Origin of the sequence: Rhodococcus sp. YH1 (assembly GCF_009939605.1) — a bacterium.
Taxonomy (GTDB): Bacteria; Actinomycetota; Actinomycetes; order Mycobacteriales; family Mycobacteriaceae; genus Rhodococcus; species Rhodococcus aetherivorans.
Map to the genome: position 1 here is coordinate 65,446 of NZ_WVTE01000109.1, position 19,819 is coordinate 85,264.

A 19,819-nucleotide genomic window follows, 5' to 3' on the forward strand; every position below is an offset into this window, starting at 1 on the left:
TTTTCGATCCTAAGTCGAAAACCCCCGAATACGGAAATCCGGGCAAAGCCCGCCCGGTGCACGGCGAAGGAGCAGGCCATGACCACTACGACGTGGGCGGGCGCGCACACCCCGATCCAGGACGGACCCGGCGGCTACACCGGCGTCGAGGCGACCCCGGAGTGGGCCGAGGAGATCCGGCGACTGGCGCGCGAACGCAACGCCACGCTGCTGGCGCACAACTACCAGCTGCCCGCCATCCAGGACGTCGCCGATCACGTCGGCGACTCCCTCGCCCTCTCGCGCATCGCCGCCGAGGCCGAGGAGGACACCATCGTCTTCTGCGGCGTGCACTTCATGGCGGAGACCGCGAAGATCCTCAGCCCCGCCAAGACGGTCCTCATCCCGGACGAGCGGGCCGGGTGCTCGCTCGCCGACTCGATCACCGCCGACCAGCTGCGCGAATGGAAGGCCGACCACCCCGACGCGGTCGTCGTCTCGTACGTCAACACCACCGCCGAGGTCAAGGGCCTGACCGACATCTGCTGCACCTCCTCGAACGCGGTCGACGTCGTCGCCTCCATCGACCCCGACCGCGAGGTGCTGTTCCTGCCCGACCAGTTCCTCGGCGCCCACGTCAAGCGCGTGACCGGCCGGCAGAACATGCACATCTGGGCGGGCGAGTGCCACGTGCACGCCGGGATCAACGGCGACGAGCTCGCCGCCAAGTCCAAGGCGCACCCCGACGCCGAGCTGTTCGTCCACCCCGAGTGCGGCTGCGCCACCTCCGCGCTGTACCTCGCCGGTGAGGGCTTCGTCGCCGACGACAAGGTCAAGATCCTGTCCACCGGCGGCATGCTCGACGCGGCCCGCGCCACCGGCGCCAAGCAGGTCCTCGTCGCCACCGAGGTGGGGATGCTGCACCAGCTGCGCAAGGCGGCGCCCGGCGTGGACTTCCAGGCCGTCAACGACCGCGCGTCCTGCCCCTACATGAAGATGATCACTCCGGCCGCGCTGCTGCGCTGCCTGCAGGAGGGCAAGGACGAGGTCCACGTCGACCCGGCCGTCGCCGAGCGGGCCCGGCAGTCGGTGCAGCGGATGATCGCGATCGGCAACCCCGGCGGCGGGGAGTGACGATGTCCTCCGGCGTCGGCGCGGGTCGAGCGGAGCGGCGGGACACGATCCGCTGGGAAGCCCGCGCCGACCTCGTGGTGGTCGGGGGCGGCGTGGCCGGCCTCACCGCCGCCCGCGCCGCGTCCCGGCGCGGACTGCGGGTGCTGACCGTCAGCAAGGGCGGCCCCACCGACACCGCCACCCAGTACGCGCAGGGCGGCATCGCCGTCGTCGCCCCGGGGCCGGCGGATTCCGTCGACTCCCACGTCGCCGACACCTGCGCCGCCGGCGCCGGCCTGTGCGACGAGACGGCCGTGCGGTCCATCGTCTCCGGCGGGCAGGACGCCGTCGCGGCCCTCACCGACCTGGGAGCCGTGTTCGACCGCGGCCGTGACGGCGGCATCGCCCGCACCCGCGAGGGCGGCCACAGCACCCGCCGCATCATCCACGCCGGCGGCGACGCCACCGGTGCCGAGATCCAGCGTGCCCTGGGCGCGGCCGGACTGCCGGTGCTCTTCGGTGCCGCCGCCGCCCGCGTCCTCATCGACACGCGCGGCGTCACCGGCCTGCTCGTCCTCGACGACCGGGGCCTCGGTGTCGTCCACACCCCGGCCGTGCTGCTGGCCACCGGCGGCCTCGGGCAGCTGTACGCGTGCAGCACCAACCCGCCCGGCGCCACCGCCGACGGTATCGCGCTGGCCCTGCACGCCGGTGCCGCCGTCGCCGACCTCGAGTTCGTCCAGTTCCACCCGACCGTGCTGTTCGCGGCCGGATCCGTCGGCCGCCGCCCGCTCGTCAGCGAGGCCGTGCGCGGCGAGGGTGCCCGACTCGTGGACAGTGCCGGCCGCCCGGTCACCGCCGGGGTGCACCCCCTCGGCGACCTCGCGCCGCGCGACGTCGTCTCCCGTGCCATCGCCACCCGGCTCGCCGAGCTCGGCGACGACCACGTCCTGCTCGACGCCCGGCACCTGGACGGGTTCGCGCGGCGCTTCCCGACCGTCACCGCCTCCCTGGCGCAGGTGGGCCTGGACCCGGCCCGCGACCTGATTCCCGTCGCTCCGGCCGCGCACTACTCGTGCGGCGGGGTCGTCACCGACGTGTGCGGCCGCACCGGTGTACCCGGGCTGTACGCGGCGGGCGAGGTCGCCCGCACCGGCCTGCACGGCGGCAACCGGCTCGCCTCCAACAGCCTGCTCGAGGGCCTCGTCGTCGGCGAGCGCGCCGGTCTGGCCGCGGCCGAGGAGCGCGGGGGGCTGCGCGTCGAGACCGCCGACGCCGACCTGCCCGTCCGGCCCCGCGCGGACCGGGCGGCGTTGCAGCAGCTGATGACCCGGCACGCCTCCGTCGTCCGCGACGCCGCCGGGCTCGCCGTCGCCGGGGCGGGCCTCACCGCCGCCCCGACCGGCCGGTGCACCGACGCGGCGGCGCTCGAGGACGCCGCGCTCACCGTCGCGGCCCGGGCCCTGACCCTCGCGGCCGGCGCCCGCACCGAGAGCCGCGGGTGCCACACCCGCGACGACCATCCCGAATCCGACCCCGCGCAGCGTCGCAGCCTCGAGACGCGTCTCGACGCCGACGGCGAGATCACGCTGCGCACACCACAACTCACAGGAGCACACTGAATGGCCAGCACCGAGCTGCCCGCCGGACTCGATCGGGACGAGACGCTCGCGCTGGTGCGCGTCGCCCTCGACGAGGACCTGCGCTACGGCCCGGATGTGACCACCGCCGCCACGGTGCCGGCCGACGCCGTGGCCACGGCGTCGGTGGTGCCGCGCAGCCCCGGCACCGTCGCCGGGATCGACATCGGTCTGCTGGTACTCGACGAGGTCCTCGGTGCCGGCGACTATGAGGTGCTCGACCGGGCCGTCGACGGGCATCGTGCCGCGGCGGGGGAGGCGGTGCTCACGGTGCAGGCCCCCACCCGGGGCCTGCTCACCGCCGAGCGCACCATGCTGAACCTGATGTGCCACCTGTCCGGGATCGCCACCGCCACCGCGCAGTGGGTCGACGCCGTCGCCGGCACCGACGCGAAGATCCGCGACAGCCGCAAGACGCTGCCGGGCCTGCGGGCGCTGCAGAAGTACGCGGTGCGGGTCGGCGGCGGTGTCAACCACCGGATGGGTCTCGGCGACGCCGCGCTGATCAAGGACAACCACGTCGTCGCCGCCGGTTCGGTGGTCGCGGCGCTGCGGGCCGTGCGGGCCCAGGCCCCCGACCTCGAGTGCGAGGTGGAGGTCGACAGCCTCGAGCAGTTCGACGAGGTGCTCGCCGAGAACGTCGAGCTGATCCTGCTCGACAATTTCCCGCTGTGGCAGACGCAGATCGCGGTCCAACGGCGCAACACGCACGCGCCGCAGACCCGCCTCGAGTCCTCCGGGGGCCTGACCCTCGACGTGGCCGCGGACTACGCCCGCACCGGGGTCGACTACCTCGCCGTCGGCGCGTTGACCCACTCGGTGACCGTCCTCGACCTCGGTCTCGACATGTGACGCCACGCCGGGGCCGCGCTTGGCACCGGCCGCATCGATCGCGTACAACTGGCTACGTATCCGCCGCCGTGAGGCACCTCACGGCGGCGGCGCGCGTCCGGCGGGTCACAGGGGGTCCGCCACTAACCAGTTCCCCGTCACCGGGGAACGGAGAGACCTCGCATGCGTTTGCCGATGTCCCCGATCGACTCGATGTTCCTGCTCGGCGAGTCGCGCGAGCATCCCATGCACGTCGGGGGACTGATCCTGCTGCAGCCGCCGCCGGGCGGCGACGCCCGTTCCCTGCGCGCGCTGTTCGACGCGGCCCTCGCCGGTGACGACGTCGCGCCCCTGTGGCGCCGGCGCGCGGTCCGTTCCCTCGCCACCCTGGGGATGTGGGCGTGGGAGGACGACCCGCACTTCGACCTCGAACACCACGTCCGTCGCGACGCCCTGCCACGCCCCGGGGGCATCGCCGAACTGCGCGCCCTGGTGTCGCGGCTGCACAGCACCCTCCTCGACCGCAGCCGGCCGCTGTGGGAGATGCACCTGATCGAGGGCCTCGCCGACGGGCGGTACGCGATCTACACGAAGATCCACCACGCTCTCGCCGACGGTGTCGGCGCGATGCGGCTGCTGCACCGGGCCCTGAGCACCGACGCGGACCGCACCGACATGCCGGCGCCCTGGGCGCGCTTCCCGTCCGCCGACCCGCCGCACTCCGCGGTCGGGACCGCGCTCGACCTGCCGAGCATGACCGTGCGGGCCGTGCGCGGCGTCGTCGACGAGGCCGCCGGGATGGTGCCCGCGCTGGTGGGGACCGTGGACCGGGCCCTGCGGGGCCGCGGCGGCGCGGTGTCGCTCACGGCGCCGCGCACGATGCTCAACGTGTCCATCGCCGGTGGCCGCCGCTTCGCCGCGCACGACTGGTCGCTGACGCGGCTGCGGCGCGTCGCCGAGGCCGCCGGCGCCACCGTCAACGATGTCGTCCTCGCGATGTCCGCGGGAGCGCTGCGCGCCTATCTGCTCGACCACGAGGCCCTGCCCGACGATCCGCTCGTCGCGATGGTGCCGGTGTCGCTGCGTCGCGGGAAGACCACCGAGGGCGGCAACGACGTGGGCGTGCTGATGTGCCCGCTCGCCACCCACGTCGACGATTCGGCGGCCCGCCTGGCCGCCATCCGGGACGCGATGGTCGACGGCAAGGAGTCCATGCGGGGCCGGTCCCAGACCGCGCTGCTGGCCACGAGCGCTCTCGGCATGGCTCCGCTCGCGGTCGGGGTGCTCACCGGCAACCGGGCCGTGGTGCGGCCGCCGTTCAACGTGATCGTCTCCAACGTGCCGGGCCCGGTCGAGCCGCTGTACTGGAACGGCGCCCGCGTCGACGCCCTGTACCCGCTGTCGGTGCCGGTCGACGGGCAGGCCCTGAACATCACCTGCACCAGCACCGACGACCGGATCGCGTTCGGGCTCACCTCGTGCAGCCGCAGCGTCCCGCAGCTCGATCGCCTGATCGCGCACCTCGACGACGAGCTCGCCGCGCTCGAACGCACCGTCGGGGTGGCGGGCGCCGACGGCGATCGGTGAGGCTAGGCTCGCCGGCGTGACTTCCTTCGACGCCGCCGTCGTCGCGGCCGTGACCGGGCACATGAACGACGACCACGCCGACGACAACCTGCTCGTGGTCCGCGCGTTCGCGGAACCCACGGCGGGCGCCGCCCGCATGACCGGCGTGCACACCGAGTTCGGCGAGTGGGTCGTCGAGGTCGGCGGCATCGAGACGACGGTGCGGGTGCCGTGGCTCGAGCCCGTCTCCGACCGGGCGGGGATCCGCACCGCGGTGGTCGCCCTGTATCACGCCGCGTGCGAGCGGCTCGGGGTGGCGCCGCGGCCGCACTGACCGGCCGTTATGCCGCGGTGGCCGCGCGGCGCACGGTGGCCAGGAACGCGGCGGCCGTGAAGAACAGCCCGGAGAACACCCGGCCCGTGATGCGCTGCTGGCGCGGCGAGCGCATCAGCGTCAGCACCCGCGCCGCCAGGCCCGTGTAGCCGGTCATGACGATCATGTCGACGGTCACCATCGTCGCCGCGATGATCAGGTACTGCCGCAGCAGCGGGGCTGCGGGATCGAGGAACTGCGGCAGCACGGCAAGCATGAACACCACCGCCTTGGGGTTGCTCGCGTTGACCAGGAACCCGCGCGCCACCAGCGCCGGCGCCGAGCCGAGTCCCGGCGCCGCGCCGGGGTTGACCTCGGTGGGGCGAGTGCGCCACTGGCGCACCCCCAGGTACACGAGGTAGGCCACGCCGAACCACTTGATCACCGTGAATGCCGCCGCGGACCCGGCGAGGACCGCGCCGACGCCGGCGGCGACCACCACGATCTGCAGCAGCAGGCCGAACTGCAGCCCGACGATGTTCCACCAGCCGCGCCGCAGTCCGTGGGCGAGGCCCGAGGACATGGACGCGATCGCGCCGGCGCCGGGGGAGAGGCTGATCACCCAGGCGGCGCCGAGCAGGGCCACCCACGTCTGCCAGGTCATCGGGCGATTCTACGACCGGGCCGGGCCGGTCAGCCCGGCACCGGCACCGGCCACGGCTCACCGGTGACGGCCCGGTAGGCGTCGACCCCGTCGGTGGGACGGCGCGTCAGGTTCGGATCCGTGCGCACGTCGACGGTATACAGGCCGAAACGTGGTGTGTAGCTTCCCCATTCGTAGTTGTCGGTGATCGACCAGTAGTTGTACCCGAAGACGGGGGCGCCGTCGGCCGCGGCGCGGCGCATCCGGTCGACGTGCTCGCGCAGGTGTCGCGCCCGGGTCCAGCCGTCGGCGCGGGGCGCCCCGTCGGCGGTGGGCATTCCGTTCTCCACGACGTACAGCGGCAGCCCCGGGAAACGGCGGGTGTAGTGCATCAGCGCCTCGTACATCCCGTCGGGATGCGGGACGATCGAGGCAAAGTCGTCGGTGAGCGCGTGGATCGCGCTCGGGTTGGCGAGGGTGGCTCCGTAGTAGTAGTCGAGCCCGAGGAAGTCGAGGGTGTCGCGGACCCGGTCGACGAACAGGGCGTCGAGTCCGGTCTGCACCCCGGGGATGTACGCGGCGTTGGACGTCACGCGCGCGCCCGGGTCCAGGTCGTGGATCCGGGCGTAGATCGAGCGGTGCGCGGCGACCAGGGCGTCGAACATGCGGGGGACGTCGGCAGCGTCGATCCCGCCGAAGGCGAGTTCCTTCTGGACGTAGATCGTCGGTTCGTTGATCGTCACCCACATCGCGCCCAGCCCGGCGTACCGGGCGACGACCTGCTCGGCGTTGGCGAGCCATGCCCCGACCGTGGCGGGATCGCGCCAACCGCCGCGGTCGGCGATCCACCCGGGGTACACCCAGTGGTCGAGGGTGATCATCGGGATCATGCCGTGTCCGCGCACCGTCGCGACGACGTCGTCGTAGTAGCGCAGTTCGGCCTCGTCCCAGCCGTGCGGGGTGGGCTGGATGCGGGACCACTCGACCGAGAACCGGAACACGTCCACCCCGAGGTCCGCGGCCGCGGCGATGTCCTCCCGGTAGCGGTGACGGAAATCCACCGAGGTGCCGACGAGTTCGTGGGTGCGGCCCGACGCGGCGTACCTGGTCCAGTTGCTGTCCGGCGGGGAGCCTTCGGATTGGAAGCTGGAACTCGACACGCCCCACAGGAACTCGTTTCCCGCGGCGTGGGCGGGCGGGGAGGACCCCGCCGCGGCGGCGGCCGCGAGGGCGGCCGTCAGCACCGCCGCGGCAGCGGCCCTCCGCACCGCCGCGACGGCGGCCCTCCGCACCGCCGCGACGGCGGCCCTCCGCACCGCCGCGTCGGCGGTCCTCATCGGGAGTGCGCGGCGATCCCGGCCGCGAGCCGAGGCCACAGCTCGGTGAGGGCGCGCCGGCCGACGAACAAGCCGAGGTGGCCGGCGTCGACGTCGTGCACCGTGATGTCGCCGGCGGGGGTGCTGACGTGGTCGGCGAGGGCGAGGACCTGTCCCGGTGGCACCACGAGGTCGTGCCGGCCGAGGACGATGTGCACGGGGCACTCGATCGCGGCCAGGTCCACCGGACCGGCCGCGGTGGTGACGGCCCCGGCGACGAGGTCGTTGCCGACGAACAGGTGCTCGAGGATCCACGTGCGGAATGCGGCGGGGATCTCCTGGCGCCAGAGGAACCACCGTCGTTCGTCGATCGCCTGTCCGAGGGTGTCGGGGTCGTTCAGCAGGCCCAGCAGTTCGAGGCTGCGCTGGACCTCGCTCACCGGGTCGGTGGGCAGCACCCCGAACAGCCGAGAGGCGTCGTACCACAGGTTCAGCACGGACGCGGACACCGAGCGTGGCACGTGTTCGAGGGCGCCGGCACCGGGACGGTCGGCGTGGAAGTCGATCGGGGCCCCCGCGACGGTGAGGCTGTGCACGGTCCGCGGATGCAGTGCGGCGTGCATCGCCGCGAGCCAGCCACCCTGGCTGCCGCCGACCAGGTTGACCCGTCCGCCGAGCAGTTCGACGGCCTCGGCGAGGACGGCGAGATGGTCGTCGAGGGAGGCGCCGTCGGTGACCGGGCCGGCGGGCGCCCAGTCCAGGCAGTACAGCCGCGACAACCCGCCGCTGCGCAGGGCGGAGACCTGGCTGCGGTCGGAGGAGAGGTCGACGATGCACGAGTGCGATCCGGACTGCGGCGGCAGCAGCAGGGTGGGGACGGCCTCGGGGGCGGGAGCGTCGGGGTCGCTGCAGTCACGCAGCCGGGCGAGCGGCCAGGAGTGCGCGACGGGCCACGGGTGGGCCCAGCGCGGGGGTTCGCGGTCGGTGAGCACGCGCCACCAGTCGGCGATGTCGCCGGCGACGTCGAGCGGGTGCGCGCCGCGTCGGCTCAGGGTGGCCAGGTAGGTGCTCCAGCCGGCGATCGCCGCCGCCCCGAGACGGAACGGGGCGGCGGCGATCGCGACGGTCTGCAGGGCGTTCATGGGGTTCATTGAACCGGCGCCCGGTGCGTGGTGCCCCTCTTCCGACGCGATCGCGTCGGAAGAGACGCACAATCGATCACTTGAGGAGATCGCGTGCGGTGGTGGTCACCGTGGTGGTGAGCTCACGGGCGAAGGAGACCTGCGCCTTGGTGAGGTCCTCGACCCAGGCGATCGGGGTGGCGGAGGCGATCTTCTCCTGCAGGTCGAGCAGGCTGGTCACGGCGCGCTCGTAGGTGTCGACGGTGAGGTTGCCGCTCTGCTTGGCAGCGTCGACGACCTTGTCGTTGAACTCGCTCAGGCGGGCGGCGCTCTCGTCGAGAGCCTTGGTGAACTCGGCGGTGGCCTGGTTTGCGGCGGTGGTGGCCGACTCGGCGATCTTCTGAGCGGCGGCGGTGGCGTCCGCGGTGGCCTTGGCAGCAGCCTCGTTGGCCTTGGCGGTGTCGGCGGTGGTCTTGGCGACAGCGGCGTCGACGGGGGTCTTGGCGGTGGTCATGGCGTACCTTCCGTTCGGGTGTGTGAGGGCGCCTCGGAGGACGCTGTTAGCAGGTTAGCAAGATGAATGCTAACGCGCAAGTCCTCAGCTGAAGACGTACGTGCCCGGAGCGTCCTCGAGCGGCGGGTGGGCGGCGCTGCCCATTGCCGGCGGCGGCACCAGCTCCCCGGCGCGCTTGTTCGACCAGGCCGTCCAGTCCTCCCACCACGAGTGCTCGTAGCGGGTGGCCGCGTCGTCCCAGACCTGCGGATCCGCGGGCAGCGGCGAGCCGGTCTCGGCGTCCGGCGCCCCGACGGCCTTGAACCACACCTTCTTGCCGGGCGGGTTCACCGCGCCGGCGACGTGCCCGCCGTTGGTGAGCACGTAGCGCACGTCGCCGCCCAGCAGGTTCACCGCCTGGTACGACGATGTCCAGGGCACGATGTGGTCGTTGATCGCGCCGACGACGTAGGTGTCGCACGTGATGTCGTGCAGGTTCAGGGGCTGTCCGTCGAGCACGTAGAGGCCCTCGGCCAGCTCGTTGCGGCCGTACAGCGACCGGAGGTAGTGCGAGTGCATCTCCGCGGGCATGCTCGTGCTGTCCTCGTTCCACGCGAGGATGTCGAAGGCCGCAGGCTTCTCGCCCTTCATCCACCGCGAGACCCAGTAGTTGAAGACGAGGTCCTTCGCGCGGATCATGTCGAAGCTGCCGGCCATCTCCTTGCCGGACAGGAAGCCCTGCTGCCGCATCCGGAACTCGACGAGGTCCAGCGTGGACGGATCGGTCAGCAACCCGAGTTCCCCGACCTGGCTGTAGTCGAGCAGGGTGTTGAGCATGGTGAAGGCGGTCACGCGCTTGTCGCCGACGGCGAATGCGCGCGCGGCGGCCATCGCGGCCATCGCGCCGCCGAGGCAGATGGACAGCACCTCGATCTTCGGCGACCCGGTGATCTCCTCGACCACGTCCAGCGCGGCGGCAATGCCGTTGACGTAGTAGTCGTCCATGGTGATGTGCCGCATCGACTCGTCCGGGTTCCGGTACGAGAGCATGAACACGGTGCGGCCGTGCTGGACCGCCCACTCGGCGAGGCTGCGACCGGGTGCGAGATCGAGGATGTAGTACTTGTTGATCCACGGCGGCGCGGCGAGGATCGGCACCGCATGCACCTGCTCGGTCTGCGGCGTGTACTGGATCAGCTCGATCAGGTCGTTGCGATAGACCACCTTGCCCGGGGTGGCCGCGAGGTTCTCGCCGACGGTGAACGCGTCCGAGTCCACCTTCAGCGGCAGGCCGCCGCGGTTGAGCACGTCGTGCACGGCATATCGGGCGCCGCGCAGCAGGCTTGCCCCGCCCGTCTCGAATGCACGGGTGAGCACGCCCGGATTCCACAGGAAGTTCGACGGGGCCAGCACGTCGAGCATCAGGTTCGCGAACTGGCGAGCCTTGCCGTCCTGCAGCGGATCGCCGGCGCCGGCGTCGGTGAGTTCCTCGACGTAGGCCCGCGTGGCGAGATAACTCTGCAGGAGCGAGAAGTACGCGGGGTTCTCCCGCCAGGCGGTGTCGGAGAATCGGCGGTCCCGCGGGTCGAGCGGCATCGGCGGCTTGGGATCGTCGGCGTTGAACACGCGGGTGGCCGCCGCGGGGATCTTCACCAGCCGGCCCGCGTATTCCGTCGTGGCGGCGGTGACGGCCTGGGGGTTGCGGACGGCGCGTCCGGCCACCGACTTCACCGCGGGACCCCAGCCGATCGGGTCCAGGGTCGACTTCAACTTCTTGTGCACGTGGTCGAGCAAGGGACATCTCCAGATGGGGAAGAGGGGTGTGCCCCGAGGGTGACACCGCGTGCCGGGTCGCGCATCTTACCGCGAAGTACATGCGAGCTGCACGTGGGGCGGGCGGGCGGGGACGCGGCGCCCCACCAGCCGAAACCTGAGGATGGCTCACATTATGCCGTCCGATGTGACCTTACTCACTCCGCATCGTCGTCGGAGCGCGCACCCCGGCGCCGCTTACCCACGGTCACCTCCCGGAACGCCTCGTACATCTCCACCAGCGACCGCCGCTGCGCGTTCGTCAGATCCGGATCCTCCCGGATCGCGTGCACCACCGCGGACTCTCCCGGATCCGGCCGCCCCGCCTCGGCCGTCAACGCATCCGCCGACAGATGCAGCTGCTCGGCGATGGCCTGCAGCACGCGTTCGCTCGGCGCCCGCAGGTTCCGTTCGATCTGCGACAGATACGGGTTCGAGATCCCCACCATCGCGGCGAGCTGCCGCATGGGCAACTCGGCGAGCTCACGTTGCCGGCGGATCAGCTCCCCCAACGTCGGGGGGTGCGACACATCGTCCTCCATGTGGTCAGCATAGGTCCGGCCGCCGGCCGCCCCGAGGCGCACGGACGGCGCGTTCGGGGACTGCCGTCGAGGGCGATCGCCGCCATCACGGATAATGGAACGGACCCCCGTTCGCGAGAGAGGACACCTCATGCTTGCCCGCACCGACCTGCGTGGTCGAACCCCCACCACTGCGGAGCTGAGGGGCGCGCTGCCCCGCGGCGGAGTGGATGTGGACGCGGTGCTGCATCAGGTGCGGCCCGTGGTCGAGGACGTGCGCGACCGAGGCGCCGCCGCCGCCCTCGACTACAGCGAGAAGTTCGACGGGGTGCGCCCCGACCGCGTGCGGGTGCCGAAGGCCGAACTCGACCGGGCCCTCGAGGAACTCGATCCCGCCGTGCGCTCGGCGCTGGTCGTCGCGATCGAACGCACCCGCACGGTGCACCAGGACCAGCGCCGCACCGACACCGTCACCGAGGTCGTGCCCGGCGGCACCGTCACCGAACGCTGGGTGCCGGTCGAGCGGGTGGGGCTGTACGTGCCCGGCGGCAACGCCGTCTACCCGTCGTCGGTCGTGATGAACGTGGTGCCCGCCCAGGCCGCCGGCGTCGAGTCGCTCGTCGTCGCGTCCCCGCCGCAGGCGGACTTCGGAGGCCTGCCGCACCCGACCATCCTCGCCGCTGCCGCCCTGCTCGGCGTCGACGAGGTGTGGGCCGTCGGCGGTGCCCAGGCCGTGGCGCTGCTCAGCTACGGCGGCACCGACATGACACCGGACGGCACCGCCGTCGTGACACCGGACGGCACCGCCGTCGTGACACCGGACGGCACCGCCGTCGACGACGCCGAACTCGCGCCCGTGGACATGATCACCGGCCCGGGCAACATCTACGTCACCGCCGCCAAGCGCCTGTGCCGCGCCGTCGTCGGCATCGACGCCGAGGCCGGCCCCACCGAGATCGCGATCCTGGCCGACCACACCGCCGATCCGGTCCACGTCGCGGCCGACATGATCAGCCAGGCCGAGCATGACGTCATGGCCGCGTCGGTCCTCGTCACCACCAGCGCCGAGCTCGCCGACGCCGTCGACGCCGCCGTCGCCGCCCAGCTCGAGCTCACCAAGCACCGCGAACGCGTACGGACCGCGCTGTCGGGCAGCCAGTCCGGGATCGTCCTCGTCGACGACCTCGACCAGGGCCTGAAGGTCGTCGACGCCTACGCCGCCGAGCACCTCGAGATCCAGACCGAGAACGCCTCCGCGGTCGCCGCGCGGGTACGGGCCGCGGGCGCGATCTTCGTCGGCCCCTGGGCGCCGGTCAGCCTCGGTGACTACTGCGCCGGCTCGAACCACGTGCTGCCCACCGCCGGCTGCGCCCGGCACCAGTCCGGACTGAGCGTGCAGACGTTCCTGCGCGGCATTCACGTCGTCGAGTACAGCCGCGAGGCGCTCGAGGACGTCGCAGGGCACGTGATCACCCTCGCCACCGCCGAGGACCTGCCCGCGCACGGCGAGGCCGTGCGGCTGCGCTTCGAGGACCTGCAGTGAGCGCCCCGGGATCCGGCATCACCGTCGACGACCTGCCGCTGCGGGAGAACCTGCGCGGCAAGTCCGCCTACGGTGCGCCGCAGCTGACGGTGCCGGTGCAGCTCAACACCAACGAGAACCCGCACCCACCGACCCGCGCCCTGATCGACGACGTCGCCGAGTCGGTGCGCGAGGCCGCCGCGCAGCTGCATCGCTACCCCGACCGTGACGCCGTCGCGCTGCGCACCGACCTCGCCGCCTACCTGACCCGGCAGACCGGGGTGGGCGTGAGCGTCGAGAACGTCTGGGCCGCCAACGGGTCCAACGAGATCCTGCAGCAGATCCTGCAGGCCTTCGGCGGGCCGGGCCGATCCGCGATGGGATTCGTGCCGTCCTACTCGATGCACCCGATCATCGCCGACGGCACCCAGACCGAGTGGCTGCCGACCTACCGGGGCGAGGACTTCACCCTCGACCTCGACTCGTCGGTGGCCGCGATCCGCCGGCAGCAACCCGACGTGGTGTTCGTCACCAGCCCGAACAACCCCACCGGGCACAGCATCCCGCTCGACGAGCTGCGCGCGATCTGCGCGGCCGCGCCCGGCATCGTGATCGTCGACGAGGCCTACGCCGAGTTCTCCGCCGCCCCCAGCGCGCTCGCGCTGATCGACGAGTTCCCGGCCAAGGTGATCGTCTCGCGCACCATGAGCAAGGCGTTCGCGTTCGCCGGGGGCCGGCTCGGCTACCTCGCCGCCGCGCCCGCGTTCGTCGAGGCACTGCTGCTCGTGCGGCTGCCCTACCACCTGTCGGTGATCACCCAGGCTGCCGCCCGGGCCGCGCTGCGGCACGCCGACGAGACCCTCGGCTCGGTCGCGCGGCTGTGCGCCGAACGCGACCGCATCGCGACCGAGCTGACCCGATTCGGCTACCACGTGGTGCCCTCGGACGCGAACTTCATCCTGTTCGGGCGCTTCGCCGATGCCGCCGCGACCTGGCAGCGCTACCTCGACGAGGGTGTGCTGATCCGGGACGTCGGTATCCCCGGGTTCCTGCGCACCACCGTGGGCCTGGCCCACGAGAACGACGAACTGCTACGGGTGAGCGAGAAGCTCGCCGCCACCGAGATCGAGGACGGGCGATGAGCGAGCAGACCACCCCCACCCCGCGCACCGCGCGGATCGAGCGTGCCACCAAGGAGTCGTCCATCGTCGTCGAGCTGAACCTCGACGGCACCGGCCGCACCGACATCACCACCGGTGTCCCGTTCTACGACCACATGCTCACCGCGCTCGGTCAGCACGCCAGCTTCGACCTGACCGTGCGCGCCCAGGGCGACATCGAGATCGAGGCGCACCACACCGTCGAGGACACCGCGATCGTCCTCGGTCAGGCGCTGAATCAGGCGCTCGGGGACAAGCGGGGCATCCGCCGCTTCGGCGACGCGTTCATTCCGATGGACGAGACCCTCGCGCACGCGGCGGTGGACGTCTCCGGCCGGCCCTACTGCGTGCACACCGGCGAACCGGACTACATGGTGCACTCGGTGATCGGCGGCTACCCCGGCGTGCCGTACTCGACCGTGATCAACAAGCACGTGTTCGAATCCCTCGCCTTCCACGCCCGCATCGCCCTGCACGTACGCGTGCTCTACGGCCGCGACCAGCACCACATCACCGAGGCCGAGTTCAAGGCCGTCGCGCGGGCGCTGCGCCAGGCCGTCGAACCGGATCCCCGGGTCAGCGGCGTGCCGTCGACCAAGGGCACCCTGTAGTGGACGTCGTCCTGACGTACGGCCTGTTCATGCTCGCCGGCCTCGCCGCGGGTGGCACCTGGTCGACGTGGCGGGGCGGCAACACCCTCTTCGCCGGGGTGCTGCTGGCGCTGACCCTGCTCGCCGCGATCGCCGGCGTGCTGAGGCTGCTCTGACGTCGTCGGATCGGCCGGGCCTGTTCGCGGTGCCGGGGCTGCCCGCCGCCTGGGCGATGGCGGCGGGCGCGTTCGCCGGGTTCTCCCTGCTGCTGCCCGTAGTGCCCCGGGCCGTCGCCGACGCCGGCGGCAGCGGCACCCTCGCCGGCGCGGTGACGGCGGTGTTCATGGGCGCGACGGTGCTCACCCAACCGGCGGTGCCGCGCCTGGTGCGGGCCCGCGGCTACCGGCCCGTGCTCGCCGCCGGATGCCTGCTGCTGGGCCTGCCGTCGCTGCTGCTCCTGCTGTCGCTGCACCCGGCTGTGGTGCTGCCGACCTCCGCGGTGCGCGGGATCGGCTTCGGCATGATCACCGTGGCCAGCGCCGCCCTCGTGGCCGAGCTCGCGCCCGCCCGGCTGCTCGGCCGCGCCACCGGCGCACAGGGCATCGCGATCGCCGCGGCGCAGATGGTCGGACTGCCGCTCGGACTGGCGGTCGCCGAGCGGGCCTCCACCGCACCCGTGTTCGTGCTCGGCGCGGCGGTGCCCACGCTCGCGCTCGTCGCGATCGCGCGCCTGCCGCAGGTGGTCACCCGGCAGACCGGCGCGGCCGGAACCCGCACGCCGCTGCGGGCTCTGGCCCTGCCGGCGGTGGCGATCGCCGCGGGTGCCGTCGCCTACGGCGGCCTCACCTCGCTGCTGTCGATCGCCGTGCCCGCGGCCTCGGGCCAGGTGGCGCTCGCGTTGGCGCTGATCAGCGCGTCCACCCTCGTCGGCCGCTACGGCGCCGGTGCGGTCGCGGACCGGATCGGCGCGGGCCGGCTCCTGCCGGCCGGGCTCGGCCTGGCCGCCGTGGCGATGGTGCCGTTCGCGCTCGCCGCGGACGATCGCGGCGGCGCGGCGGTCCTGCTCGGTGCGGCGGTGGCATTCGGCCTCGGCTTCGGCGTCGTGCAGAACGACGCCCTGATGCTTGCGTTCCGTCGCGCCGGGCCCGCCCATGTCGGCGCCGCGAGCGCCGCCTGGAACATCGGCTTCGACGCGGGCACCGGGGCCGGATCGCTGCTGCTCGGCGGGATCGCCACCGTCGCAGGCTATCCCGCCGCGTTCGCGACCGCCGCGCTGCTCGTGCCGATCCTGCCGCTGCTCGCCCGGATCGCCGGGCCGTCGGAGCGGCCCGCCGCGGCCCCATAGAATCGAGCCCATGAGCGCAACCAAGGTCGCCGTCCTCGACTACGGCTCCGGCAATCTGCATTCGGCGACGCGCGCGGTGGCGCGCACCGGCGTGCAGGTGGAGGTGACCGCCGACCCGCAGGTCGCGCTCGCCGCCGACGGCCTGGTCGTGCCCGGCGTCGGCGCGTTCGCGGCGTGCATGGCGGGACTGAAGGCGGTGCGCGGGGACCGGATCATCGGGCAGCGACTCGCCGGCGGCCGCCCGGTGCTCGGCATCTGCGTCGGCATGCAGATCCTCTTCGACAAGGGCGTGGAATTCGGTGTCGAGACCGACGGATGTGGCGAATGGCCCGGCACCGTCGAACGTCTCGACGCGCCGGTGCTGCCGCACATGGGCTGGAACACTGTCGAGGCCCCCGACAACAGCGTGCTGTTCGCCGGCATGGACCGCGACACCCGGTTCTACTTCGTGCACTCCTACGCCGCGCAGAAGTGGGAGCTGCCGCCGTCGGAGCTGTTCGCTCCGCCCGCGCTGACCTGGGCGGAGCACGGCGGGCGGTTCCTCGCCGCGGTCGAGAACGGCCCGTTGTCTGCGACGCAGTTCCATCCCGAGAAGTCCGGCGACGCGGGGGCCGAGCTGCTGCGCAATTGGGTCGGCAGTTTGTGAACCGCGGCGGGGCCGGCGGCGACGACCCGGCCCGGCCGGAGTTCTCGCTCGGCCGGCTCGCGCTGACGGCACTGGGCGCCGCCACGGGCGTGCTCCTGCTCGCCACCGTCGTCATCGTGGTGCTGCGACCGGGGCCCGTCGTCGGGTTGATCGTCGCCCTCGCCGGCGTGGCCGGCGCGATCGCCGCGATGGGCGTCGTCTCGACCCGGACGACGCGCCGCGCCTTCGGTCCCGACGGCAACGACACCCCGCGCCGCGACGGCAGCGACACGCCGCGCCGCGACGGTGACGACACGCCGCGCCGCGACGGCAGCGACACGCCGCGCGGCGACGGTGACGACACGCCGCGCCGCGACGGTGACGACACGCCGCGCGGCGACGGTGACGACACGCCGCGCGGCGACGGTGCGGGGTGACCGTCGGGGCCGGTTCTCCGCGACCGCCGCGACCCACTAGCATGGGCGCAGTGAGCCTGGTCCTTTTGCCTGCAGTCGATGTCGCCAACGGTGAAGCAGTTCGCCTCGTCCAGGGAGAGGCGGGCAGCGAGACCAGCTACGGCTCTCCCCGCGACGCCGCCCTCGAGTGGCAGAACGCCGGCGCCGAATGGGTGCACCTCGTCGATCTCGACGCCGCCTTCGGACGCGGCTCCAACCGCGAACTCCTCGCCGAGGTCGTCGGCGAACTGGACGTGAAGGTCGAGCTCTCCGGCGGGATCCGCGACGACGAGTCCCTCGAGGCGGCGCTGGCCACCGGGTGCGCTCGCGTCAACCTCGGCACCGCCGCCATCGAGGATCCCGACTGGTGCGCCCGCGCCATCGCCGAGTACGGCGACCGCATCGCCGTCGGGCTCGACGTCAAGCTCATCGACGGGCAGTGGCGCCTGCGCGGCCGCGGCTGGGTCTCCGACGGCGGCGACCTGTGGGAAGTCCTCGCGCGGCTCGACCGCGACGGCTGCAGCCGCTACGTCGTCACCGACGTCACCAAGGACGGCACGCTCACCGGCCCCAACCTCGATCTGCTCGCCCAGGTCTGCGCAGCCACCGACGCTCCCGTCGTCGCCTCCGGCGGCGTGTCCGCCCTCGACGATCTGCGGGCGATCGCCGGCCTCGTCGACCGGGGCGTCGAGGGCGCCATCGTCGGCAAGGCGCTGTACGCGGGCCGGTTCACGCTCACCGAGGCCCTCGACGCGGTCTCACGCTGATCCGATGACCGCGCCCGCCGATCTGTCCAGCCTGCTCGCCGTCGCCGGTGAGGTGCTCGACGCGGCGTCGGAGCGTTTCGTCGCCGGTCGCGGCGCGCCGCGCTCGGTGAACAAGGGGCCCAACGACTTCGCCACCGACCTCGACCTCGAACTCGAACGGCGCATCTCCACGGAACTGGAGCGGCGCACGGGCATTGCCGTGCACGGTGAGGAGTTCGGCGGTCCCGAAGCCGATTCGGGCACGGTGTGGCTGCTCGACCCGATCGACGGCACCGTCAACTACTCCGCCGGGCTGCCCACCGCCGGAATCCTGCTCGCACTCGTCCGCGACGGCGACCCGATCCTCGGGCTGACCTGGCTGCCGTTCGTCGGCGACCGGTTCGCGGCCGCCGCGGACGGGCCGCTGCTGCGCAACGGTCGTCCCCAGCCGCCGCTGCAGCCGGCGGCGCTGGCGGACGTGATGGTCGGCGTGGGCAGCTTCGACATCGACAGCCGCGGGCGTATCCCGGGCCGGCGCCGGCTCGAGGTCATCACCGAGCTGAGCCGCCGGGTGTCGCGCCTGCGCATGCACGGTTCCACCGGGGTGGACCTGGCGTACACGGCGGCCGGGGTGCTCGGCGCCGCCGTCGTCTTCGGGCACCACCCGTGGGACAACGCCGCCGGCGTGGCCCTGGTGCGGGCGGCCGGTGGTCTCGCCACCGACTTCGCCGGCAAGCCCTGGCGCATCGGCTCCGGCTCTGTGGTCGCCGGCGCCCCCGGCGTGCACGAGGAGATACTCGACATCGTGGGATCGCTTCCCGGTCCCGTCCCCGAGGAGGACCGAATTCCATGACCCTGGCAGTCCGGGTGATCCCGTGTCTGGACGTCGACGCCGGCCGCGTCGTCAAGGGGGTGAACTTCGAGAACCTGCGCGACGCCGGTGATCCCGTCGAACTCGCCGCGGCGTACGACCTGCAGGGCGCGGACGAGTTGACCTTCCTCGACGTCACCGCGTCGAGCGGCGATCGCGGCACCATGCTCGACGTGGTCAGCCGCACCGCCGAGCAGGTGTTCATCCCGCTCACCGTCGGCGGCGGCGTCCGCACCGTCGAGGACGTGGACCGGCTGCTGCGGGCCGGCGCGGACAAGGTCAGCATCAACACCGCCGCCATCGCCCGCCCGGAGGTGTTGCGCGAGATGTCCGAGCGGTTCGGGTCGCAGTGCATCGTGCTGTCCGTCGACGCCCGCACCGTGCCCGACGGCGAGGAGGACACCCCGTCGGGATGGGAGGTCACCACGCACGGCGGACGCCGCGGCACCGGCATCGACGCCGTCGAATGGGCACGCCGCGGCGCGGAACTCGGCGTGGGGGAGATCCTGCTGAACTCGATGGACGCCGACGGCACCAAGTCCGGCTTCGACCTGCCGATGATCCAGGCGGTGCGCGCCGCGGTGCACGTGCCGGTGATCGCCAGCGGCGGCGCGGGAGCTGTCGAGCACTTCGCCCCCGCCGTGCACGCCGGCGCCGACGCGGTCCTCGCGGCCAGCGTGTTCCACTTCGGGGAACTCACCATCCCGCAGGTCAAGGCGGCGATGCGCGCCGAGGGGATCGAGGTGCGATGAGCAGGCTGGATCCGGCGATCGCGGCGCGGCTCAAGCGCAACGAGGCGGGGCTGTTCGCCGCCATCGCCCAGGAACGCGCCACCGGCGAGGTGCTGATGATGGCGTGGATGGACGACGAGGCGCTCGCACGTACCCTCGAGACCCGTACCGCCACCTACTTCTCGCGTTCGCGCGGACAGTACTGGGTCAAGGGCGAGACCTCCGGCCACACCCAGTACGTGCACGAGGTGCGGCTCGACTGCGACGGCGACACGGTGTTGCTCGTCGTCGACCAGGTCGGGGCCGCGTGCCACACCGGCACCCACACGTGCTTCGATGCCGACGTCCTGCTTGCCGGCGAATAGGCGCCTTCGGCGCCGGTGCGTCCTTTGGGCGGCTCCAGCCGCCCAAAGGATGCACCGGCGG

General features: G+C 72.7%; 21 protein-coding genes and 1 pseudogene. 16 read left to right on the forward strand and 6 right to left on the reverse strand.

What is annotated here, in order from left to right:
* The first annotated feature begins 78 nt into the window (after nt 1–78).
* The 5 genes from nadA to AIIKEEIJ_RS10500 all read left to right on the forward strand — a co-directional run bounded on the left by nadA (nt 79) and on the right by AIIKEEIJ_RS10500 (nt 5,463).
* Nucleotides 79–1,113 carry a quinolinate synthase NadA gene (gene nadA / locus AIIKEEIJ_RS10480; RefSeq protein ID WP_050035344.1) on the forward strand — a complete coding sequence of 345 codons (1,035 nt, stop codon included), beginning with the start codon at nt 79–81 and terminating at the stop codon, nt 1,111–1,113.
* 2 nt (nt 1,114–1,115) lie between these two features.
* The gene (locus AIIKEEIJ_RS10485; RefSeq protein ID WP_161995599.1) at nt 1,116–2,714 is read left to right on the forward strand and encodes an L-aspartate oxidase; all 1,599 of its coding nucleotides are present in this window, start codon (nt 1,116–1,118) and stop codon (nt 2,712–2,714) included.
* Entirely contained in the window at nt 2,715–3,584 is an 870-nt protein-coding gene (gene nadC, locus AIIKEEIJ_RS10490) for a carboxylating nicotinate-nucleotide diphosphorylase (RefSeq protein WP_006941300.1), read from the forward strand.
* Between the two features lie 162 nt (nt 3,585–3,746).
* Nucleotides 3,747–5,150, forward strand: a complete 1,404-nt coding sequence (locus AIIKEEIJ_RS10495) for a WS/DGAT/MGAT family O-acyltransferase (protein ID WP_072635393.1) — start codon at nt 3,747–3,749, stop codon at nt 5,148–5,150.
* Nucleotides 5,151–5,166: 16 nt separating this feature from the next.
* Nucleotides 5,167–5,463: a DUF2470 domain-containing protein gene (locus tag AIIKEEIJ_RS10500; RefSeq protein ID WP_006941289.1), complete on the forward strand. Its 297-nt coding sequence runs from the start codon at nt 5,167–5,169 to the stop codon at nt 5,461–5,463.
* A 7-nt stretch (nt 5,464–5,470) separates the two neighbouring features.
* Here AIIKEEIJ_RS10500 and AIIKEEIJ_RS10505 read toward each other — a convergent pair whose 3' ends face one another.
* The 6 genes from AIIKEEIJ_RS10505 to AIIKEEIJ_RS10530 form a co-directional block, all read right to left on the reverse strand.
* Entirely contained in the window at nt 5,471–6,106 is a 636-nt protein-coding gene (locus tag AIIKEEIJ_RS10505; RefSeq protein WP_161995600.1) for a LysE family transporter, read from the reverse strand.
* Between the two features lie 29 nt (nt 6,107–6,135).
* Entirely contained in the window at nt 6,136–7,422 is a 1,287-nt protein-coding gene (locus AIIKEEIJ_RS10510) for a family 1 glycosylhydrolase (RefSeq protein ID WP_161995601.1), read from the reverse strand.
* The gene (locus tag AIIKEEIJ_RS10515; protein ID WP_050036371.1) at nt 7,419–8,543 is read right to left on the reverse strand and encodes an alpha/beta fold hydrolase; all 1,125 of its coding nucleotides are present in this window, start codon (nt 8,541–8,543) and stop codon (nt 7,419–7,421) included. The genes AIIKEEIJ_RS10510 and AIIKEEIJ_RS10515 overlap by 4 nt, the downstream gene beginning before the upstream one ends.
* A 76-nt stretch (nt 8,544–8,619) precedes the next feature.
* Entirely contained in the window at nt 8,620–9,036 is a 417-nt protein-coding gene (locus AIIKEEIJ_RS10520) for a hypothetical protein (protein ID WP_006941283.1), read from the reverse strand.
* An 84-nt stretch (nt 9,037–9,120) separates the two neighbouring features.
* Nucleotides 9,121–10,809: a PHA/PHB synthase family protein gene (locus AIIKEEIJ_RS10525; RefSeq protein ID WP_050035341.1), complete on the reverse strand. Its 1,689-nt coding sequence runs from the start codon at nt 10,807–10,809 to the stop codon at nt 9,121–9,123.
* A 176-nt stretch (nt 10,810–10,985) separates the two neighbouring features.
* On the reverse strand, nt 10,986–11,369 hold the full coding sequence (locus AIIKEEIJ_RS10530; RefSeq protein ID WP_029544089.1) for a helix-turn-helix domain-containing protein: 384 nt from the start codon (nt 11,367–11,369) through the stop codon (nt 10,986–10,988).
* A gap of 130 nt (nt 11,370–11,499) precedes the next feature.
* Between AIIKEEIJ_RS10530 and hisD the strand changes: the two genes are divergently transcribed.
* The 11 genes and pseudogenes from hisD (at nt 11,500) to hisI (ending at nt 19,758) form a co-directional block, all read left to right on the forward strand.
* Nucleotides 11,500–12,891, forward strand: a complete 1,392-nt coding sequence (gene hisD / locus AIIKEEIJ_RS10535) for a histidinol dehydrogenase (RefSeq protein WP_065922507.1) — start codon at nt 11,500–11,502, stop codon at nt 12,889–12,891.
* Nucleotides 12,888–14,012 (forward strand): histidinol-phosphate transaminase, encoded by a 1,125-nt coding sequence (locus AIIKEEIJ_RS10540; RefSeq protein ID WP_006937022.1) that lies wholly within the window; start codon nt 12,888–12,890, stop codon nt 14,010–14,012. Before hisD ends, AIIKEEIJ_RS10540 begins: the two co-directional genes overlap by 4 nt.
* The gene (gene hisB / locus AIIKEEIJ_RS10545) at nt 14,009–14,641 is read left to right on the forward strand and encodes an imidazoleglycerol-phosphate dehydratase HisB (RefSeq protein WP_029544085.1); all 633 of its coding nucleotides are present in this window, start codon (nt 14,009–14,011) and stop codon (nt 14,639–14,641) included. Before AIIKEEIJ_RS10540 ends, hisB begins: the two co-directional genes overlap by 4 nt.
* Nucleotides 14,641–14,796: a hypothetical protein gene (locus tag AIIKEEIJ_RS32550; RefSeq protein ID WP_006937015.1), complete on the forward strand. Its 156-nt coding sequence runs from the start codon at nt 14,641–14,643 to the stop codon at nt 14,794–14,796. Before hisB ends, AIIKEEIJ_RS32550 begins: the two co-directional genes overlap by 1 nt.
* Nucleotides 14,797–14,825: 29 nt before the next feature.
* Nucleotides 14,826–15,965, forward strand: coding sequence for an MFS transporter (locus AIIKEEIJ_RS10550; RefSeq protein WP_161995602.1), 1,140 nt, complete (start codon nt 14,826–14,828; stop codon nt 15,963–15,965).
* 10 nt (nt 15,966–15,975) lie between these two features.
* Nucleotides 15,976–16,611 (forward strand): imidazole glycerol phosphate synthase subunit HisH, encoded by a 636-nt coding sequence (gene hisH, locus AIIKEEIJ_RS10555; protein ID WP_029544081.1) that lies wholly within the window; start codon nt 15,976–15,978, stop codon nt 16,609–16,611.
* Nucleotides 16,608–16,856: pseudogene (locus AIIKEEIJ_RS33980) on the forward strand (hypothetical protein); the annotation flags it as partial. The gene hisH and the pseudogene AIIKEEIJ_RS33980, both read left to right, overlap by 4 nt.
* A gap of 221 nt (nt 16,857–17,077) precedes the next feature.
* A complete protein-coding gene (priA, locus tag AIIKEEIJ_RS10565) occupies nt 17,078–17,812 on the forward strand; it encodes a bifunctional 1-(5-phosphoribosyl)-5-((5-phosphoribosylamino)methylideneamino)imidazole-4-carboxamide isomerase/phosphoribosylanthranilate isomerase PriA (RefSeq protein ID WP_029544076.1) in 735 nt (244 codons plus the stop codon).
* 4 nt (nt 17,813–17,816) lie between these two features.
* Nucleotides 17,817–18,644: an inositol monophosphatase family protein gene (locus AIIKEEIJ_RS10570; protein ID WP_006937000.1), complete on the forward strand. Its 828-nt coding sequence runs from the start codon at nt 17,817–17,819 to the stop codon at nt 18,642–18,644.
* Entirely contained in the window at nt 18,641–19,414 is a 774-nt protein-coding gene (gene hisF / locus AIIKEEIJ_RS10575; protein ID WP_006936998.1) for an imidazole glycerol phosphate synthase subunit HisF, read from the forward strand. Before AIIKEEIJ_RS10570 ends, hisF begins: the two co-directional genes overlap by 4 nt.
* Nucleotides 19,411–19,758, forward strand: a complete 348-nt coding sequence (gene hisI, locus AIIKEEIJ_RS10580) for a phosphoribosyl-AMP cyclohydrolase (protein ID WP_161995603.1) — start codon at nt 19,411–19,413, stop codon at nt 19,756–19,758. The genes hisF and hisI overlap by 4 nt, the downstream gene beginning before the upstream one ends.
* The last annotated feature ends 61 nt before the right edge of the window (nt 19,759–19,819 follow it).